General features: G+C 66.3%; 19 protein-coding genes. 10 read left to right on the forward strand and 9 right to left on the reverse strand.

The features are described from left to right. The first annotated feature begins 6 nt into the window (after window positions 1–6). Both LK542_RS13480 and LK542_RS13485 read left to right on the forward strand, forming a co-directional pair. A complete protein-coding gene (locus tag LK542_RS13480) occupies window positions 7–978 on the forward strand; it encodes an endonuclease/exonuclease/phosphatase family protein (protein ID WP_227799713.1) in 972 nt (323 codons plus the stop codon). Window positions 979–1,057: 79 nt separating this feature from the next. Further along, window positions 1,058–1,462 carry a hypothetical protein gene (locus tag LK542_RS13485; RefSeq protein WP_227812295.1) on the forward strand — a complete coding sequence of 135 codons (405 nt, stop codon included), beginning with the start codon at window positions 1,058–1,060 and terminating at the stop codon, window positions 1,460–1,462. A gap of 12 nt (window positions 1,463–1,474) precedes the next feature. On the opposite strand, the gene LK542_RS13490 is transcribed toward LK542_RS13485, so the two are convergent. From LK542_RS13490 to LK542_RS13510, 5 genes are all read right to left on the reverse strand, one after another. Further along, on the reverse strand, window positions 1,475–3,691 hold the full coding sequence (locus LK542_RS13490; RefSeq protein WP_227812296.1) for an EAL domain-containing protein: 2,217 nt from the start codon (window positions 3,689–3,691) through the stop codon (window positions 1,475–1,477). A gap of 278 nt (window positions 3,692–3,969) precedes the next feature. Continuing rightward, entirely contained in the window at window positions 3,970–4,146 is a 177-nt protein-coding gene (locus tag LK542_RS13495; RefSeq protein WP_227812297.1) for a hypothetical protein, read from the reverse strand. 79 nt (window positions 4,147–4,225) lie between these two features. Next, window positions 4,226–5,131, reverse strand: a complete 906-nt coding sequence (xerD, locus tag LK542_RS13500; protein ID WP_227812298.1) for a site-specific tyrosine recombinase XerD — start codon at window positions 5,129–5,131, stop codon at window positions 4,226–4,228. After that, window positions 5,104–5,628 (reverse strand): methylated-DNA--[protein]-cysteine S-methyltransferase, encoded by a 525-nt coding sequence (locus LK542_RS13505; RefSeq protein ID WP_227812299.1) that lies wholly within the window; start codon window positions 5,626–5,628, stop codon window positions 5,104–5,106. The genes xerD and LK542_RS13505 overlap by 28 nt, the downstream gene beginning before the upstream one ends. A 381-nt stretch (window positions 5,629–6,009) precedes the next feature. Beyond that, window positions 6,010–7,020 (reverse strand): TRAP transporter substrate-binding protein, encoded by a 1,011-nt coding sequence (locus LK542_RS13510; RefSeq protein WP_227812300.1) that lies wholly within the window; start codon window positions 7,018–7,020, stop codon window positions 6,010–6,012. 111 nt (window positions 7,021–7,131) lie between these two features. On the opposite strand from LK542_RS13510, the gene LK542_RS13515 reads away from it, so the two are divergent. From LK542_RS13515 to LK542_RS13525, 3 genes are all read left to right on the forward strand, one after another. Then, entirely contained in the window at window positions 7,132–9,147 is a 2,016-nt protein-coding gene (locus LK542_RS13515; protein ID WP_227812301.1) for a sensor histidine kinase, read from the forward strand. Window positions 9,148–9,203: 56 nt separating this feature from the next. Further along, on the forward strand, window positions 9,204–9,794 hold the full coding sequence (locus LK542_RS13520; RefSeq protein WP_227799721.1) for a response regulator transcription factor: 591 nt from the start codon (window positions 9,204–9,206) through the stop codon (window positions 9,792–9,794). A gap of 255 nt (window positions 9,795–10,049) precedes the next feature. Beyond that, window positions 10,050–10,376 carry a DUF3052 family protein gene (locus LK542_RS13525; RefSeq protein ID WP_227799722.1) on the forward strand — a complete coding sequence of 109 codons (327 nt, stop codon included), beginning with the start codon at window positions 10,050–10,052 and terminating at the stop codon, window positions 10,374–10,376. Window positions 10,377–10,386: 10 nt separating this feature from the next. On the opposite strand, the gene queG is transcribed toward LK542_RS13525, so the two are convergent. Then, a complete protein-coding gene (gene queG / locus LK542_RS13530) occupies window positions 10,387–11,481 on the reverse strand; it encodes a tRNA epoxyqueuosine(34) reductase QueG (RefSeq protein WP_227812302.1) in 1,095 nt (364 codons plus the stop codon). A 56-nt stretch (window positions 11,482–11,537) separates the two neighbouring features. Here queG and tsaE point away from each other — a divergent pair, with 56 nt between their 5' ends. The 3 genes from tsaE to LK542_RS13545 are packed head-to-tail and all read left to right on the forward strand — an operon-like array spanning window position 11,538 to window position 14,214. Then, window positions 11,538–12,017, forward strand: coding sequence for a tRNA (adenosine(37)-N6)-threonylcarbamoyltransferase complex ATPase subunit type 1 TsaE (tsaE, locus tag LK542_RS13535; RefSeq protein ID WP_227799724.1), 480 nt, complete (start codon window positions 11,538–11,540; stop codon window positions 12,015–12,017). Continuing rightward, window positions 11,987–13,402, forward strand: a complete 1,416-nt coding sequence (locus tag LK542_RS13540) for an N-acetylmuramoyl-L-alanine amidase (RefSeq protein WP_227812303.1) — start codon at window positions 11,987–11,989, stop codon at window positions 13,400–13,402. The genes tsaE and LK542_RS13540 overlap by 31 nt, the downstream gene beginning before the upstream one ends. Window positions 13,403–13,413: 11 nt before the next feature. Continuing rightward, entirely contained in the window at window positions 13,414–14,214 is an 801-nt protein-coding gene (locus tag LK542_RS13545; RefSeq protein WP_227812304.1) for a D-hexose-6-phosphate mutarotase, read from the forward strand. 121 nt (window positions 14,215–14,335) lie between these two features. Here the strand turns inward: LK542_RS13545 and LK542_RS13550 are convergent, their stop codons facing one another. Beyond that, complete coding sequence (locus LK542_RS13550) at window positions 14,336–15,379, reverse strand: carbonic anhydrase family protein (protein WP_307728970.1); 1,044 nt, start codon at window positions 15,377–15,379, stop codon at window positions 14,336–14,338. A gap of 156 nt (window positions 15,380–15,535) precedes the next feature. Beyond that, a complete protein-coding gene (locus LK542_RS13555; RefSeq protein ID WP_227799728.1) occupies window positions 15,536–16,180 on the reverse strand; it encodes a VTT domain-containing protein in 645 nt (214 codons plus the stop codon). Window positions 16,181–16,335: 155 nt separating this feature from the next. Here LK542_RS13555 and LK542_RS13560 point away from each other — a divergent pair, with 155 nt between their 5' ends. Continuing rightward, window positions 16,336–17,259 carry a peptidylprolyl isomerase gene (locus LK542_RS13560; protein ID WP_227812306.1) on the forward strand — a complete coding sequence of 308 codons (924 nt, stop codon included), beginning with the start codon at window positions 16,336–16,338 and terminating at the stop codon, window positions 17,257–17,259. Window positions 17,260–17,266: 7 nt separating this feature from the next. Here the strand turns inward: LK542_RS13560 and LK542_RS13565 are convergent, their stop codons facing one another. Beyond that, window positions 17,267–17,761: a MarR family winged helix-turn-helix transcriptional regulator gene (locus LK542_RS13565; protein WP_227799730.1), complete on the reverse strand. Its 495-nt coding sequence runs from the start codon at window positions 17,759–17,761 to the stop codon at window positions 17,267–17,269. A 54-nt stretch (window positions 17,762–17,815) separates the two neighbouring features. Here LK542_RS13565 and LK542_RS13570 point away from each other — a divergent pair, with 54 nt between their 5' ends. Then, window positions 17,816–18,223 (forward strand): nuclear transport factor 2 family protein, encoded by a 408-nt coding sequence (locus LK542_RS13570; protein WP_227812307.1) that lies wholly within the window; start codon window positions 17,816–17,818, stop codon window positions 18,221–18,223. Window positions 18,224–18,242: the final 19 nt, after the last annotated feature.

Consider the following 18,242-nt stretch of genomic DNA (forward strand, 5'->3'; position numbering starts at 1 on the left):
TCTATTATGCAGCAAGAAATTCGCTTTGCCACCTTCAACACCTTCAACCTGGCGCCGCCGGGGATGCGCTGCTACGAGAATCTCGATCCGTGCACGCCGGAGGAGTTCGAGGCCAAGCTGGCGTGGACGGCGCACCAGATCGACCTGCTCAATGCCGACGTGATCGGCTTCCAGGAGATCTTTTCGCAGGCCACCTTGCGCGAAGTGCTGTCGCGCACCCGCCGCTACCGCGATGCGGCGCACCTCGGTTTCGATCCCGATCCCGACGCGCCGCGCCTGACGCCGAGCGTGGCGCTGGTGTCGCGCCTGCCGGTGCGCAGCCTGGGCAAGGCGCTGACGATGTTCCCCGAGAACGTGTCGATGCCGCCCGGCAGCCGCGACCCCGACCGCTTCACGCGCGCCCCGCTGCATGCCGAAGTCGAACTGGCGCCGGGCATCATCATCGACGTGGTGGTGGTGCACCTGAAGTCGCGCCGCCCGGATTACCGCGCCAGCGACACCGGCGAGGATCCGAACCTGTACGCCCTCGCCTGCCTGCGCTCGCTGGTGCGGCGCGGCACCGAGGCCACTGCGCTGCGCGTGCTGCTCACCGACATGGCGCGCGACAAGCAGCGCCCGCGCATCGTGCTGGGCGACTTCAACGACGTCGCCGATTCGGTCACCACTGAGATCGTGCTGGGCGAAGGCGCGCCGCTGGCCGAGCGCATGTTCGACGCCGCCCGCCTGCACATGCACCAGGATAACCTGCGCAACGTGGGCTTCTCGATCGTGCACGAAAGCCGCCACTCGACCATCGACCACATCCTGGTATCGCAGGAATTCAATCCGGTGCTGCCGAACGCGATCGGAGAAGTGGTGGACGTGGTCTACCTGAACGACCACCTGAACCTGGGCTTGCCGGAAGCCTCGGACCACGGGCAGGTGCTGGCGCGCATCCGCCTGTATTCCCGGTCGGAACAGTTCAATCGGCTGGATTGACACACGGCCGTTACATTGTGCGCATTAGCCGGGCCGATAAATCGCTAGACTGCACTCCTGGAATAATATGGAGGTGCAGGTGGTAGCAACAGCCCAGATCAATGGTATTGCCGATGAATTGCTCGCACAGGCGCGCGCCAGCAAATTCGGCTACACCGACCCGTCCGGCGTGCCGGTGCCGTCGATGTACCAGTGCGCGGACCTGGCCCGCCTGCCGAACGGGCTGCAGTCGGACATCGTGAGCGCCGCGAGCCGGGCCGTCGGCACCAGCCCGGCATTCCTGCTGAGCGTGCTCGGCCTGGTCATCGCCATCATCCTCATCTTTGGCGCCGCGCGACAGCTGGCAGGCACCGCCCTGCCCTATTCCCTCATGCTCTGCATCGCGCCATTGGCCCCGCTGCTGCAAGTGATGCTGGTGCGGCACGCGGTCAGGCGCATCGCCGCCCGGGTCGCGGCCTCCTGGCCGGCCGCCGCGCGCGTCTAACAGCTCTCCCCCTCAGCGCACCGCCGGATTGAAATCCGGCCGGCTGCTCGCCCCCGCCGCATAGAAGCCCTGGTAGTGGTCGCAGCCGTGCCGGCGCAGGAAACGCAGCTGCTCTTCGGTTTCGACGCCTTCGGCCACCACGCGCAGGCGCAGGCTGCGCGCCACCGCGATGATGGCCGGGATCAGGGCCGCGTCCATGGGGTCGTGCTCGATGTCGCTCACGAAGCTGCGGTCGATCTTCAGCTTCGACAGCGGAAAACGGCGCAGCGACGACAGGCTCGACAGCCCAGTGCCGAAGCGGTCGATGGTGAGTTGCACGCCGCGTCCACGCAGGGCCGCCACCGTTTCGTCGAGTACCTGGTCGCCGCGCATGATGGCGCCTTCCGTGATTTCGAGGTCGAGCCAGGCCGGCGCCAGTCCGGACTGAGTCAGCGCGGCGTCGACCGTGTCCAGCAGGCGGCTATGCAGGAACTGGATATCGGACAGGTTCACCGCCACCGTCACCGCATGCCCCGCGTCACGCCAGGCCCTGGCCTGGGTGCAGGCTTCGCCCAGCACCCATTCGCCGATCGGCACGATCAACCCGCATTCCTCGGCCACCGGCAGGAACTCGTGCGGCAGCAGCAGCCCGCGTTCTGGATGGCGCCAGCGGATCAGCGCTTCCATGCCGATCACCTTGCCGGAGCCGACGTCGAGTTCGGGCTGGTACTCGAGCACGAACTCGCCGCGCTCGAGCGCCTGGCGCAGGCGCCCTTCCAGTTCGCCGCGCTCGACCACGCGCGCGTTCATCTCGGGGCTGAAGAAGCGGAAGCTGCTGCGGCCGCTTTCCTTGGCGTGGTACATCGCCACGTCGGCGTGGTGCATCAGGGTGTCGACATCCTGGCCGTCGGTGGGACAGATCGCCACGCCGATCGAGGTGGTGAGCGAGAGCTGCTGGCCGGCCGCGTCGATGGGCCGCGACACGGCCTGCATCACCGCGCTGGCGACGTGGGCGGCCTGGTCCACGCCGCCGATATCGGCCAGCAGCATGACGAATTCGTCGCCGCCGAGGCGGCTGATGGTGTCGACCCGGCGCACGCAGCCGCGCAGGCGCGCCGCGACTTCGCGCAGCACGGCGTCGCCGGTCTGGTGGCCGTTGGTGTCGTTGACGGCCTTGAAGTGGTCGAGGTCGAGGAACAGCACGGCGAAGCTGTCGCGCTGGCGGCGCCAGGTGGCCAGCGCGTGGTGCATGCGGTCGAGGAACAGGGCGCGGTTGGGCAGGCCGGTGAGCGCGTCGTGCTCGGCCTGGTGGCGCACCCGCTCTTCCACGCGCTTGCGTTCGCTGATATCGGACAGCATCGCCATGTAGTTGCTGGCCTGGCCATGCGGGTCGCGGATGGTGGTCAGCGCCACCCAAGCAGTGTAGGACTCGCCGTTCTTGCGCACGGCGGGCAGCTCGCCCTGCCAGCGATCGTGGCCGTCGAGCTGGGACCAGATCTTTTCGTAGAAGCCGCCGCCCTCCTGGCCCTGCCCCCAGGGCAGGCTGGCGAGCGTGGAACCGATGATGTCGGCTGCGGAGAAGCCCGTGATGCCGGTGAAGGCCTGGTTGACGGCCTGCACCCGGTACTCGGCATCCATCACGATGATGGCTTCGTGCGCGTTCTCGAACACGCGTGCCGCCCGCACCAGGTTGTCCTCGACCTGCTTGCGCGCCGTGATGTCCACTTCCATGCAGAACACCTGCTGGGTGGCGCCGTCGCGCTTGACGGGGAAGTGGTTCGAATGCAGCCACAGGCGCCGGCCGGCCGCGGTTTCGACCTGCCAGTCGCGCGGTGCCGGTGTGCTGCCCGCCTGCCAGATGGCGGCGATGGTGCTCTCGAACTCGGTCTGGCGGTCGAGGTGGGAGACCAGTTCGCGAAACGGCCGGCCCAGCGCATGGCTGGCCGGGATGCCGAACAGCTGCGCGCAGGCGTGGTTCCAGAAGCGCACGGTGCCTGCTGCATCGGTGGAGTGGACGGCGACCGCCGGCGCCAGCTCGATCGCGGTCACGAAGCGGTACAGCCAGTCGAGCGCCTGGCGCCCGGGGCCATCGTATTCGCCGGCTTCGGCAAGGGCGCCGGCGCCGGCGCCGGCGGCCGAAGCGACCGGCATGGCGCCCTGCGGCGCCTCGGACAGCCGCGGATCGCCGGGCAAGTCGAGCCCGCGTGGCCCGCCGGGCCAGCCGCTCGAGTCTTGCACTTGTTCGCTCACGGAAGAATCCTTTTCAGACAGAAACGGTCATGGCTGCGATGACAATCCCATCATTCTTCCCGCTCCGTGACAGCGGCGTTTGCGGGTGCGCAAACGCCCTTTGCGCCTGCATTTCGTCGCGCTTTTCGGCATTCCAGACCCGCCGGCCAACCGCCTGTCGCATCCGACTGGCGGTGCGCGCCGCGACTCACTACATTGACACCATGCGCGAGGAGCTCCACCCTGCTTCCAGGACGGAGCCTGAGCGCGATGAATTCTTCAGGCTGCGCGGGACGCGTTCAGGCGTCCTGGGCGGCCGGTTCCTGGGACGGGTCCGTGTCCTGGACCTCGCCGGCGGGCCCGCCTTCGCCCCCTTCGCGCTTGGCTTCCTGCTTGCGCCGCGCCTTTTCTTCCGCCTTGCGCTTCTTCTCGAGTTCGCGCTGCCGCTTTTCGTACTGGAAGTTCGTCCGTGCCATGTTCACCTCTTGCCTGTGGTTGGAGGGATATTGCGGTTTGCCGTGCCATTATGGCCGACTGGCGACGCGGCGGCTTGAATTAACCCCGCGGGTGGTGCTGGGCGTGCAGGTGCTTGAGGCGCTCGCGCGCAACATGCGTATAGATCTGTGTGGTCGAAATGTCGGCGTGCCCCAGCAGCAGCTGCACCACGCGCAGGTCGGCGCCGTGGTTCAGCAGATGGGTGGCGAAGGCGTGGCGCAGGGTGTGGGGCGACAGCGGCCCCTGGATGCCGGCCTTTTTCGCATGTTTCTTGATCAGGATCCAGAACATCTGCCGTGTCATTGCTCCCCCACGCCCGGTAACGAACAGGGCGTCGTCGATCTGCCCGTTGAGGATGATGCCGCGCGCATCCTTCAGGTAGCGCTCCAGCCAGGCGCGCGCTTCCTGCCCGAAGGGCACCAGGCGCGTCTTGCTGCCCTTGCCCGTGATGCGCAGCACGCCGTCGTTCAGGCTCACTTCGACAAGTTTCAAAGCGACCAGTTCCGACACCCGCAGCCCGCTGGCGTACATCAGTTCCAGCATCGTGCGCTCGCGCAGGCCCAGCGGCGTCGAGACGTCCGGCGCCTGTAGCAGCGCCTCGACCTGGGCTTCGGTGAGCGTATGCACGAAGCGGAGCGGCTGCTTGGCCGAGGCCATCTGCAGGCAGGGGTCGTGCGGGATCTGGTTGCGGCGCAGCGCCAGCTGGTAGAAGCGCTTGAGCACCGACAGGCGCCGGTTGGCCGTGCTGGGCCGGGTGTCGGCATGGCGCTCGGCGAAATAGGCGGCGATGTCTTCAGCCTCGACTCCCAGCAGGCTGGTGCGCTGCGGGCGCTTGGCCGCAAGCCAGCCGGCGAACAACTTGAGGTCGCGGCGGTAGGCGTCGAGCGAATTTTTGGCCAGCCCCTGTTCCAGCCAGAGGGTGTCGCAGAACTCGTCGATCAGTCCCAGATCGATTGCTGCTGCCATGGAGATGCGGTGGCGCCTTCGTGGCGCAGCAGCCAGCGCTTGACCGAAAGGTGGAAGCCGTTCTCGTCGTCCTGGTTCGAAAAGCCGCCCAGGCCCCCGGATGCGGTCACGCGGTGGCAGGGAACGATGAGGGGGAACCAGTTGGCGCCGCAGGCCTGGCCGACCGCGCGCGGGGCCGAGGCGATCAGCTTGGCCAGCTGGCCATAGGTCTTGACGCTGCCGCGCGGGATGGACGAGATCTCGGACCAGACGCGGCGCTGGAATTCGGTGCCGGCCTCGACCAGGGGCAGGTCGAAGCGGAAATCGGGGTCTTGCAGGTATTGGGCGACCTGTTGCGCGGCCAGTGCGGCGACCTCGTTGTCGGCCGCTTTTTCCTCGAACGAAGGCGGCAAATAGACCAGTTCGCGCACGCGCCCGTCGCTGGTACGGATGCCGATGGCGCCGAATGCCGCAGGGACAATGGCGTTGAACAAGGTGCTGGCTTGGTCGTTCTTCATCCCCTCATCTTAACCGCTGGGATGGCGCCCGGCCAGTCCCGGGGCAGGCGCCAGGCGAAAAAAAAGCGCACCCTCAGGTGCGCTCCAATTCGGGTCACGTCCCCGGCCGTTTAGCAGTGCTAACGGCTTCTGTAAAACGTGTGTCTCCTCGATTTGTCTCCGGTATGGATTACCGTGATTTTATCTATGCTCCCCAAAACTGTGTGTGTTCTGTTCGCGTACGCACCATGTCAGTGCGAGAAGGCCCCATCATATCGCAAGCTTTTGCCACAAACGTATCTTTTCGACCACATTACAGAAAATTATTTTAGTTATGAAGAAAACGCATGATCGTTCGCCTCACTTGTGTTACCCCATGTCATTTGGATGTGATGCAGGGGCCTAACGATTCGCCTCGCGCCGGATCGCCCCGACGATGTCCTTGCCGATCCGGTCTTCCATCTGCGTATACACAGGCTGCATGGCGCGCCGCCATTCGGCCTGCTGCTGCGGGCTGAGCGTGTGGATGGTGGTGGTGCCGGCGCGCCGGATCGATTCCAACGCCGCGTCGTTGGTGCGCTGGGCGATGGTCTTCTCGTAGGCGGTGGCTTCCAGCATGGCGCGTTCCAGCTGCTTGCGGACGGCGCCCGGCAGGCCGTCCCAGAACTTCTTGTTGACGATCACGGCATAGCCCAGGTAGCCGTGGTTCGACACCGTCAGGTGCTTCTGCGACTCGTGCATGCGCTGGGTGAACATGTTCGAAGGCGGGTTTTCGGTGCCCTCCACCACCCCGTCGCGCAGCGCGGGCGCGGTTTCCGAGAAGGCCAGCGCCACCGGCTGGGCGCCGAGCGCGCGCATCTGCGCGTCCAGCACCCGGGAGGCCTGGATGCGCATGCGCAGGCCGCGGAAGTCGCCAGGCGCCAGCAGCGGCTTGTTGGCCGACATCACCTTGAAGCCATTGTCCCAATAGGCCAGGCCGGTGATGCCCTTCGATTCGAGCTTGCGCAGCAGGCCGCGCCCGATGCGGCCCTCGGTCACCGCATACAGCGCCTCCTTGGACGGGAAGATGTAAGGCAGGTCGAAGGCTTCGAATTCCTTCACGCCCAGCGGCGAGAACTTGGCGAGCGAGGGCGCCAGCATCTGCACCGCGCCCAGCTGCAGGGCTTCGAGCTCTTCGCGGTCCCTGTAGAGCTGGCTGTTCGGGTAGACTTCCACCTTCACCCGTCCGCCGGTCATCTGCTCGGCCAGCAGCTTGAAGCGCTCGGCCGCGCGCCCTTTCGGGGTGTCCGGCGCGACCACGTGGCTGAACTTGATGACGATCGGCGCCTGCGCCCTGGCAGCACCGGTAGCAGTGGCGGCGCAGGCCAGCAATACGGTGGTCAGCAGCTTGAGGTAGGGGGCGCTTCGGTTCATCCTGATCGCGATGGGAATATGATGGGTGGGCCCAGTCTGCGCGGCATACCGCCGCCCTGCCATCGTGGACTTCCACAATAGCCCGACAGTGTAACGAAAACCGGAGTCTTGATGAAATTTCCGTTCACCCAGCAGCCCGACCCGCTGGGCGCCACCGAGCGTGCGCGCTCCTGGCGCTGGCTGGTGCCGGTGCTGCTGGTGCTGCTGTTCCTGGCCGTCCTGATCTGGCTGCCGTGGCAGGCGCGCCAGATGGAAGCCACCGAGCGCCAGGAACAACTGATCGCCGATACGCTGTGGGTCGAGCAGACCCTGCGTTTCGAGCTGGCGCGCAGCGAAGAAGCGCTGGCCGGCCTCGGCACCGACCTGGTCACCCGCCCGCCCTCGCCCCAGGTACTGCAGGCGCGCTTCCAGCAGATGTTCAACAACGGCCACGAGCTGGTGCGCATCGTCTGGTACGGCCCGGATGGCGACGTGCTGGCCAGCCACGGCCTGGAGCCGCCCGCCGCCCTGCCCGCGCCGACCCGGCTGGCGGCCAGCGTGGCCGTGCCTTCCAGGCGCGGGCGCTATGGCGAAGCCTACGGCGCCACCCCGGCTACCTCCGGCCTGATCGACTACTACCTGCCGCTGTACGCCAACGGCGGGTCCAGCAAGACCTTGGCTGGCAGTCTGGTCGCCACCTACAGCCTGCAGGTCCTGCTCGACGAGACCGTGCCTTGGTGGTTCGCCCAGGACAATGCATTGACCCTGCTCGACCGCGACGAGCGCCCCGTCGCCCGCCGCGCGGCCGGCGGCCCGGGACGCGGCGTGTACACCCACCGGCGCGAGCTCGACCTGCCCGGCGCCCTGGTGGTGCTCTCCACCGACAGCGTCAAGGGCGCGCCGAAGCTGCTACCCAACCTGCTGGTGGGCTCGGTGATCGTGCTGGCCCTCGGCCTGGTGCTGAGCCTGGCCTCGCTGTGGCGTCACATCTCGCGCACGCTGGCGGCCGAGCGCGCGCTACGCCAACAGATGGCCTTTCGCACCGCAATGGAAAATTCCCTGATCACGGGCCTGCGCGCGCGCGACCTGGAAGGGCGCGTCACCTACGTCAACCGCGCCTTCTGCGAGATCGTCGGCCTCCCGCTCGAAGAACTGGTGGGCAAGAAGCCGCCCATGCCCTACTGGGCGCCGGAAGTCATGCTCGAGTACGAGGAGCGCTTCCGCGGCGTGCTGGCGGGAACCATCACGCCCCAGTTCGAAACCGTGTTCCAGCGGCCCGACGGCACCCGGGTGCCGGTGCTGGTCTATGAGGCGCCGCTGGTCGATGCCGACGGGCGCCAGACCGGGTGGATGAGTTCGGTCCAGGACATCACCGACCGCAAGCGTGCCGAAGAACTCAACCGCCAGCAGCAGGAAAAGCTGGAAACCAGCGCGCGCCTGGCGACCATGGGCGAGATGTCCTCGATGCTGGCGCACGAGCTAAACCAGCCGCTGGCGGCGATCTCGAGCTACACGGCCGGCGCCCTCAACGTGCTGGAGCGTACGAATCAGGCGGGCGAGCCGGTCAATGCGGGCATGCTGCGCCATGCGCTGGAACAGGCGCGCCAGCAGGCCCAGCGCGCCGGCCAGATCATCCGCAGCATCCACGAGTTCGTCAAGAAACGCGAGCCGCGGCGCGAGCCGGTCACGATCCGCAGCGTGGTCGACGGCGTGCGCGCCCTGGTCGAGCTGCAGGCGCGCCAGGCCGGCGTGACCCTGCGCGTGGAACTGCCCTCGCTGCTGCCGCAGGTGGAAGCGGACCGCGTGATGCTGGAACAGGTGCTGCTCAACCTGACGCGCAATGCGATCGAAGCCATGCACGATACGGCGCCGGATCAGCGTCTGCTGCGCATTGCGGCTTTTCAGGAGGACGGCAAGGTGGCGGTGTCGGTGATCGACCGCGGCCATGGCATTGCGCCGGAAGTGGCGGCCGGCCTGTTCTCGCCCTTCTACTCGACCAAGGCCGAGGGGATGGGCATGGGCCTGTCGATCTGCCGCACCGCGATCGAGTTCCACGGCGGGACGCTGACCCATGCGCCGAACCCGGAAGGCGGCACGATCTTCACCTTCGCGCTGCCGGCGCAAGCGGCGAGCCGGGCGCTGGGCTAAAATCCGCCTGCGGCCCGGCCGCGCATCATATAACGAGAAACGCAGGAGACACCCACATGCTGCACATCGTCGACGATGAAGACGTCATCCGCGACGCCCTTGCCTGGCTGGCGCAGTCGCGCGGCCTGGAAGCGCGCGGCTACGCCAGCGGCGAAGCCTTCCTCGAAGCGATCGGCGCCGCCGGGGCGCTGGGCACCGGGGGCGACTGCGTGCTGCTGGACGTGCGCATGCCCGGCATGAATGGCGTCGCGGTATTTGACCAATTGGTCAAAAATGGCCTGATCGCGCGCCTGCCCGTGATCTTCCTGACCGGCCACGGCGACGTGCCGATGGCCGTCGATTCGCTCAAGCGCGGCGCCTTCGACTTCTTCGAGAAACCCTTCAACGACAACGTGCTGATGGACCGCGTTGACGAAGCCCTGGGCGCATCGCGCAAGGCGGCGGAAGCGGCCGTGGTGCAGGCGCGCCTGGCGACCCTGTCGGCGCGCGAGCGCGAAGTGCTGGACCTGATCCTGGCCGGCATGATGAACAAGGTCGTGGCCGACAAGCTCGGCATCAGCATGCGGACGGTGGAAGTGCACCGGGCCCATATCTTCGACAAGATGCACGTCAAGACGGCGGTGGAATTGGCAGGACTGTTGAAGTAACAACAGCGCAACCGCGTGGGCAGGAAAACCTGCCCACCCTACGTCTTGCAACTGTTTCGTCTGCCCTCAATTGCCCTCTGTTCTCCTCTTTTTGCACACGGCAAGCGTCCCTGCGATTTGAAGGAAGCCTTGTAAAATGAACCGGAACGCACCGCGACGCCGCATCGTGCGTCGCTCGCGGAGCTATTGCATTTAGGAATTCTCATGAGCGAAAAAACAGTTGCAGACAAGATGTTCCTGAGGACGGCGAAATCGATGCTGATCCTTAATGGACAGGCCAATCCGGGTGTGACGGCGCAAATGCCGCCCAACCTGGTCAAGGAAGGCGATGGCCCCTTCGACGTGATCATGATGTTCGCGCTCAACCGCAAGGAGCTCGAGCAATACCTGCCGCTCGCCAAGGAGCGGCTGGGAGAAAAGGGTTCGCTGTGGATTGCCTACCTGAAGCAGACCGCTTCGAAAGCGACCGACATCAACCGCGATTCCATCAATGCCTATGCCAAGGAAAACGGCATCACGGCGGTGGCGATGATTTCGATCGACGGCGACTGGTCAGCCCTGCGCCTCAAGCGTATCGAGTGAAGGTTCAGCTTTAATGCGCATGGCGCGCCAGCGCCCAGGCCACATGCTCGCGCACCAGGCTTGACGGGTGTTCGGCGCGCGCGCGCAGGGCGGCAAGGATCGTCGCCTCTCCCTTGAACGCGTCGCTGGCGGCGGCATTGCCCAGCCCCACGGCCAGGTTGCGCAGCCAGCGCTCGTGGCCGATACGCCGGATCGGACTGCCTTCCATCCGGCGATTGAATTCTTCCTCTTCCCACCCGAACAGTTCGACCAGGCTTGCCTCGCCCAGGCCATTCCTCTCGTCGAAGTCGGGCAGGCTGGCCCGCTGCGCGAACTTGTTCCACGGGCAGGCCAGCTGGCAATCGTCGCAGCCGTAGATCCGGTTGCCGATCAGGGGACGCAGTTCTTCCGGGATGCTGCCTTTCAGTTCAATGGTCAAATAGGAAATGCAGCGCCGCGCATCCAGCCGGCCGGGGCCGAGGATGGCCTGGGTCGGGCAGACTTCGATGCAGGCCTGGCACTGCCCGCAATGCGCGCCCGTGGGCGGATCGACGGGCAGCGGCAGGTCGACCAGGATTTCGCCGATGAAGAAGGTGGAGCCGGCCGCGCGCGACAGCAGCAGGGTGTGCTTGCCGCGCCAGCCCAGCCCGGCTTTTTCCGCCAGCGGCAGTTCCATCACCGGCGCCGAGTCGGTAAACACGCGGTAGCCGAGTTCGCCCACTGCCGCCTTGACCCGTTCGGCCAGCGCCTGCAGGCGGTTGCGCAGCACCTTGTGGTAGTCGCGTCCCCGGGCGTACACCGAGACGACGGCGGCGCCGGATTCGCGCTGGCGCGCGTGTTCCTGCTCGCGCCAGTCTGCGGCGCGGCTCATGGGCAGGTAGTCCATGCGCGCCACGATCGCGCGCACCGTGCCCGGCACCAGTTCGCCGGGCCGCGCACGCTTCATGCCGTGGCTTGCCATATAATCCATCTCGCCATGGCAACCGGCATCCAGCCAGGCCTGCAGGCCCTCTTCCGCATGCGCCAGGTCGACGTCCGCGATGCGCACGTCGGCAAAACCGAGCTCCGCGCCCCAGGTCTTGATGGTGCGGGCTAGCTCGTGCAGGTCGGGTGGGGATGTCAACATGGCAGGATTGAACAACACGGCGCGGGAACGCGCGGAACAACCTCGTATTTTATTCGATGCAGCCCTTCAAAGCCTACTTGCCCGACGAATCCGCCACCGCCGCCCTCGGCCAGGCCCTGGCCCGTGCCCTCCAGCCGGGCCTGGTGATCTACCTGCACGGCGACCTCGGGGCGGGCAAGACGGCGCTCACGCGCGCCCTGATCCAGGCGGCCGGGCACAAGGGCACGGTCAAGAGCCCGACCTATACCCTGTCGGAGCCCTACCGCGTGCAGGTCGATGGCCAGTCCGTCAACATCATCCACTATGACCTGTACCGGATGTCCAGTCCGGAGGAATTCCTGGATGCGGGCTTCCGCGAGGATTTCGACGGCAGGAACATCTGCATCGTCGAATGGCCCGAAAAAGGCGACCCGGTGTTGCCGCCACCCGACGTCCGCGTATTGCTGGAAGTCAGCGGTCTCGGCCGTGAGGTAGAATTGCAGGCGTTGTCCCAATTAGGCCTGCTATGCCTCGACCGTCTCGCCTACACCCCCTAGATCCCCTGATTCCCGGCTCGCCGCGGCGCCGCACCCTGCTCAAGGCCGGCGGCACGCTGCTGCTGTCCGTCATCGCCCCGCTGCCGGCCAGCGCGGCGCAGATCCTGGCCGTCCGTGTCTGGCCCGCGCCCGACTATACCCGCGTCACGCTGGAGAACGACAGCGACCTCAAGGCCCAGCACTTCCTCGTGCCCGACCCGCCGCGCCTGGTGGTGGACATCGACGGCCTGGGCCTGAACAACACCCTCAAGAGCCTGGTCGCCAAGGTCGAGCCGAACGACCCCTACATCAAGCAGGTGCGGGTCGGCCAGAACCGTCCGAACGTGGTGCGCCTGGTGTTCGACCTGAAGGAAGACGTCAAGCCGCAGGTGTTCACCCTGGCCCCGGTGGCCGGCTACCAGCACCGCCTGATCTTCGACCTGTATCCGACCAAGCCGGTCGACCCGATCGCCGCCATGATCGAAAAAGGCGACTGGAAGCTCGATGGCGCGGCCGCGGCCGACAGCGCCAACCCGGCTTCGCCGCTGCCGGCCACGCCGCCGGCCCAGACCGAGGTCGCGCCCGACGCGATCGCCAAGCTCGAATCCGAGATGTCGGCCCTGAACGGCACCCCGCCGCCGCAGCCGGTGCAGCCGACGCCGTCCAAGGGCGTGAAGCAGCCCTCCCAGAAGGTGGTGCGCATGGTGACCATCGCGCTCGACCCGGGCCATGGCGGCGAAGACCCCGGCGCGATCGGCGCCACCGGCGCGCGCGAGAAGGACATCGTGCTGGCCGTGGCCAAGCGCCTCAAGGACAAGCTCGAGCAGCTGCCGAACACCCGCGTGATGCTGACCCGCGACGGCGACTACTTCGTGCCGCTCGGCCAGCGCGTGCAGAAGGCGCGCAAGGTGCAGGCCGACCTGTTCGTGTCGATCCATGCGGACGCCTTTGTCTCGCCGACGGCGCGCGGCTCCTCGGTGTTCGTGCTGTCCGAAAAAGGCGCCAGCTCGAGCGCGGCGCGCTGGCTGGCGAACGACCAGAACAAGGCCGACCTGATCGGCGGCGCCAACTTCGCGGTGCAGGACAAGCAGATCGCGAGCGTGCTGTTCGACCTGTCAACCACGGCCCAGATCAACGACAGCCTGAAGCTCGGCAAGGCCGTGCTCACCGAGATCGGCGGCATCAACCGCCTGCACAAGAACGCGGTCGAACAGGCCGGCTTCGCAGTGCTGAAGGCGCCTGACATTCCTTCGATTCTGGTGGAAACTGCATTCATCTCCAACCCCGAGGAAGAAGCCAAGCTGCGCGACGACGGCTACCAGAACCAGCTGGCCGATGCCATCACCAAGGGCATCAAGCGCTACTTCGCCGACAACCCGCCGATGGCCAAGAGCCGCCTGACCTGACCCTCTTTACCATGACCCTCGCCACCCATACCACCTTCGGGCAGCTGCCCGCGATCCACCTGAGCGCGCCGGACGGCGCCGAAGCCACCATCACCCTGTACGGGGCGCACCTGGTGTCGTGGAAGGGGGCGGACGGGCGCGAGCGCATGTTCGTAAGCGCCAAATCGGCGCTGGATGGGAGCAAGGCCATCCGCGGCGGTGTCCCGGTGATCTTCCCCCAGTTCGCCGAACGCGGCAAAGGCATGCGCCATGGCTTCGCGCGCGTGAGCACCTGGCGCCTGGAAGACAGCGGCCTGGAAGACGGCGCGGCCTGGGCCTGCTTCGACCTGGCCGCGGGCGACCTGCCCACTACCATCGCCGACGCTTGGCCGCACACCTTCGCCCTGTCGCTGCGGGTGGCGGTGCGCGCCAACGAACTGACGATGACGCTCACCGTGCGCAACCTGGGCGCGGCGCCCTTCCCCTTCTCGGCGGCGCTGCACACCTACCACCTGGTGCCGGACGTATGCGAAGTGCGCATCGAGGGCATTTCCTCTGACGAGATCTCGGTCATCGACAAGCTCGACGAGGTCTACCAGCATGTGACGGGACGCGCCCAGATGACGACCAGCACCGGCACTCTGGTGCTGGAGCAGAGCGGCTTCCTGGATGCGGTGGTGTGGAACCCGGGCGCGGTGGATGCGGCGGCGCTGGCGGACATGGAGAACGACGAGTACAAGCGCTTCGTGTGCATCGAGCCGGCGCTGCTTGATCCCTGCACGCTCGATGCAGGGCAGGCCTGGACCGGGACCTACAAAGTCTGCAAATCGTAGGGTGGGCGGGTCTCCCGCCCACGCGTTCAAATCACGGCGATGCAGCCCGTACGACTGCTCAAATCCTAGCTATCACCGCGTGGGCGGAAATCCGCCCACCCTACAACTGACGCAACAACCGTCAGTTCGACTCCTTGATCATCCTGCCATTACTCGGCTGTACCGGCCGCGCATTCAGCGGATACAAACGCGAGAACAGCGCCATCTGCGCCGGCGACGCCTGCATCGGCTGCTTCATGACGATCCACAGCACATCCTCCGTGCAGGGCGGTTCGGTCAGCGAGCCCATATAGGTAAAGTATTCGCGCTTTTCCGGCAGTCCTTCGTTCGGGTCGAGCACGATCGAGGGCGACACGGTCTGCTGCTTTTCCAGCGGCAGGTGGTTCCACACGGTCTGGATCAGCGGGTTGGCCTTGCCGCGCTCGAGCAGCACGGCCAGCACCAGCAGCTTGCCTTCGAAGCTGCGATGCACGAAGTGGATCACCATCTCGGTGCCGCGGCCGTTGATTCGCTCTTCCGACGGGCGGTGGAAATGGAACTGCTGCAGCTCGTAGGCCTGGTTGCCGACCGTGAGGAAGTTGCCGCCGCCGACCGTCACCTGGATCGTGTGGCCGTTGTCGATCTCGCTGAAGGAGGTGGGACGGTAGTCGAAGGCGATCTGTTCGAGGTCGACCTTCATGCCGTCGCGCAGGTCGATCGGCGACTGGCGCTTGCCGGTGCTGCACTTGGCCCAGCTCGAATTGATGTTGGACCAGTTGGCCGGGCCGTACTCGCCCTCGTAAGACCAGTGGGTGCCGTTCTTCGGCTTGTTGGCGGCGGCGATCGCGGCCTCGGCTTCCTTGCGGCGTTTGGCGTCCGCAGCTTTCTTCGCCTTGGCGGCCGCGGCGGCGCGCGTGGCCTGCTGCTCGCGCAGCTGGGCCAGGCGCTCGGCGATGCGCACCGATAGGTCGACTTCCGACTGCTCCTCGTCGGCGGCGGCCGGCGCAGCCGCTTTTGCGGGCTCGGGCTTGGCCGGACGCGCGTCGGCCTGCGCGGCCAGGGCCTTGATGTCCGGCTTCACCGACGCGTTGGCCTTGCCTTCGAGGATGGCCTTGACGTTCGCGGTCTTGCCGTCGGCCGGCTTGGCAGCGTGGGGAGCGGAGTCGCGCGCGCTTGCCGAGGCCATGACAAGGCTGCAAGCTAACAGGGCGATGAGGTGGCGCATGAGAATCCAGGAATGAGTCTGTCCTCATGCTTATCGGCAATAAGCGGCGTAAACTTGAGTGCGCTGAAACAACAACGCCCCGAAAATATCGGGGCGCTGCAAGGATGGCAATGCCTGTTATCGGCTCAACACACGGCGGCCGAACTTGTACAGGCCGCCGATCGCCAGCGGCACGATCGCCGCCGAGACGCCCACCAGCACGATCTCGGTCAGGTGGTCCTTGATGATCGGGATGCCGCCGAAGAAGAAACCCGCCGTGACCAGGCTGGCCACCCACAGCACGGCGCCGGTCACGTTGAACATCTGGAAGCGCGCATGCGTCATTTCCGACACGCCGGCCACGAAAGGCGCGAAGGTGCGCACCACCGGCACGAAGCGGGCCAGGATGATGGTCTTGCCGCCGTGCTTTTCGAAGAAGTCGTGGGTGCGCTGCAGCGCATCCTTGTTGATCCAGCGGTAGTTGTGCGTGAACACCCGGTGCCCGATGGCCTGCCCGATGTAGTAATTCAGGGTATTGCCCGTGACCGCCGCCGTAATGAGCAGCGCCATCAGGAGCGGATAGTTCATCTGGCCGGTGGCGCAGAAGGCGCCGGCAATGAATAGCAAGGTGTCGCCGGGGAAGAAAAACAGGAGCACCAGGCCGGTTTCGCAAAACACGATCGCAAACAGCACGATGTAGACGTAAGTGCCGTACTGGGCCAGCAGCGTGCCCAGCGTCTTATCGACATGCAGGACCATGTCGAATAATTGCATCAGATCCATAATTTTCCTAGAAGGTAGCCTTGCATCATACCATCTCCCGCTCTGGGACCGACCGGCAGGCACTGGCATTCGGAGGATATGTGCGCTGTGATGAGCTTTACGTTTTGACCACATTCCAGCACAATCGACCGGATAACAAACCATCAGGAGACCGCATGAGCACGATGTCCACCGCCCTTCGCCTTGCCCTGACCGCGGGTGCGCTGGCCGCCGCCGGCAGCCAGGCCGCCCCGGCCACGAAGGAACTGCCGCCCAGGGCCACGGTGGCCGACGTGGTCAAGGCTTCCAAACCCGCCGACTGGCGCGCGCTCGACCCGGAAAACACGCTCTACATGGACCTGCCGACCGGGCGCGTGGTGATCGAGCTGGCGCCCGCGTTTGCGCCGAACACGGCCGCCAACATCCGCGCGCTGGTACGCGAAAACTACTTCGACGGCCTGTTCATCATCCGCTCGCAGGAAAGCTTCGTGGTGCAGTGGGGCGACCCGGACGAGGAAAAACCGAAAGCCTTCAAGGCCGCCAAAACGGTGAAGGCCGAGTTCACCGCGCCGATCAAGTCGGCCGGCACCTTCACCCGCCTGAAGGATGGCGACGTGTATGCGCCCCAGGTCGGCCACGTGAACGGCTTCCCGGCCGCGCGCGACCCGGCCAGTGGCCAGGCCTGGCTGGTGCACTGCTACGCCATGATCGGCGTGGCGCGCGACACCGATGCCGACACCGGCAACGGCTCGCAGCTCTACACGGTCATCGGCCACGCGCCGCGCCAGCTGGACCGCAACATCACCGTGGTCGGTCGGGTCGTGTCCGGCATGTCCCTGCTCTCGGTGCAGCCGCGCGGCACCGGCGCCCTGGGCTTCTACGAGAAGCCGGAACAGCGCATGCCCTTGAAACTGGTGCGGATGGCGGCCGACGTGCCCGAAGCCGAGCGCAGCAAGCTGGAAGTGATGCGCACCGACAGCGCCACCTACCAGGCCGTCATTGACGCCCAGCGCAACCGCGGCGGCCCGTGGAACAAGTTCTCGGCCGGGAAGATCGACCTGTGCAGTGCGCCGATTCCGGTACGCGAACAGAAGCCTTGAGTCCCTTCTAATCCGCTTCGCGCAGGCGGCGCGCGCGCACCGCCGGCTCGATCCCAAGTCGGTGCACTACCTCCGCCAATACGCGCCGCGCCACGCCCACCTCGGCCGGCGGCAGACTCGCCAGTACTTCCGCCGCTACCTGTTCACGCAGGGCGCGCGTGGTTTCCACCATGCTCCAGCCGCGTGCGCTTAGAACTACCATGCGGCGCCGCGCGTCCTCGCCGGCGACCTCTTCCAGCAAGCCCAGGCCCAGCATCTCTTGCAGCCGCTTGGTGGCCGCCTGCTGGCTGATCCCCATCAGATTCGCCAGCTGGGTGGCGCTCTTCGGTCCTGACAGCAGGTGCTGGACGACGTAGCCGAATGCCTGGCGCACTTCGGGATAGCCGGCGGCGCGCAAGCGCGCAGTGACCGTGTGGTTGAAGCCGGTGCCTGCAATGAAGGCGAGCGTGCCGAGGTCGAGCGAAGCAAGATCGCTTGGCGGCTGGGATGGGGGTATTGGCAAGAAGCCTCCTCTCTGTCAGTATACACAACCATAGTTGTGCAATCGGAGGATAACATGTCTATCGAGATCGTGCGGCGCCTGTTCGCCGCCATCGAGCAGGGTGAGCTGGCCGCCATCGAGGCGGCCTACCATGAGGACGCCGAGCAGGTCGAACACCCGAACCGCCTGCTGCCTGGAGGAGCACGGCGCGACAGGGCCGCGCTGGTGGAAGCGGCGCGGCGCGGCAAGGCGCTACTCGCCACGCAGCGCCTTGTGATCGACAACAGCGTAGCCAACGGCGACAGGCTGGCGCTCGAGGCCAGCTGGAGCGCCACGCTGGCGGTCGACGCGCCGCCGCTCGGCCTGAAGGCAGGCGACGGCATGCAGGCGCGCTTCGCGCAGTTCTTCCAGTTTCGCGACGGGCGTATCCTGCGGCACCACACCTACGACTGCTTCTCGCCTTGGGGAGACAGCCAGCCATGACGCGGTCGATCCACAATCT

This window comes from Massilia sp. IC2-477 (assembly GCF_020707265.1).
In the GTDB taxonomy this organism is placed as follows: Bacteria; Pseudomonadota; Gammaproteobacteria; order Burkholderiales; family Burkholderiaceae_D; genus Telluria.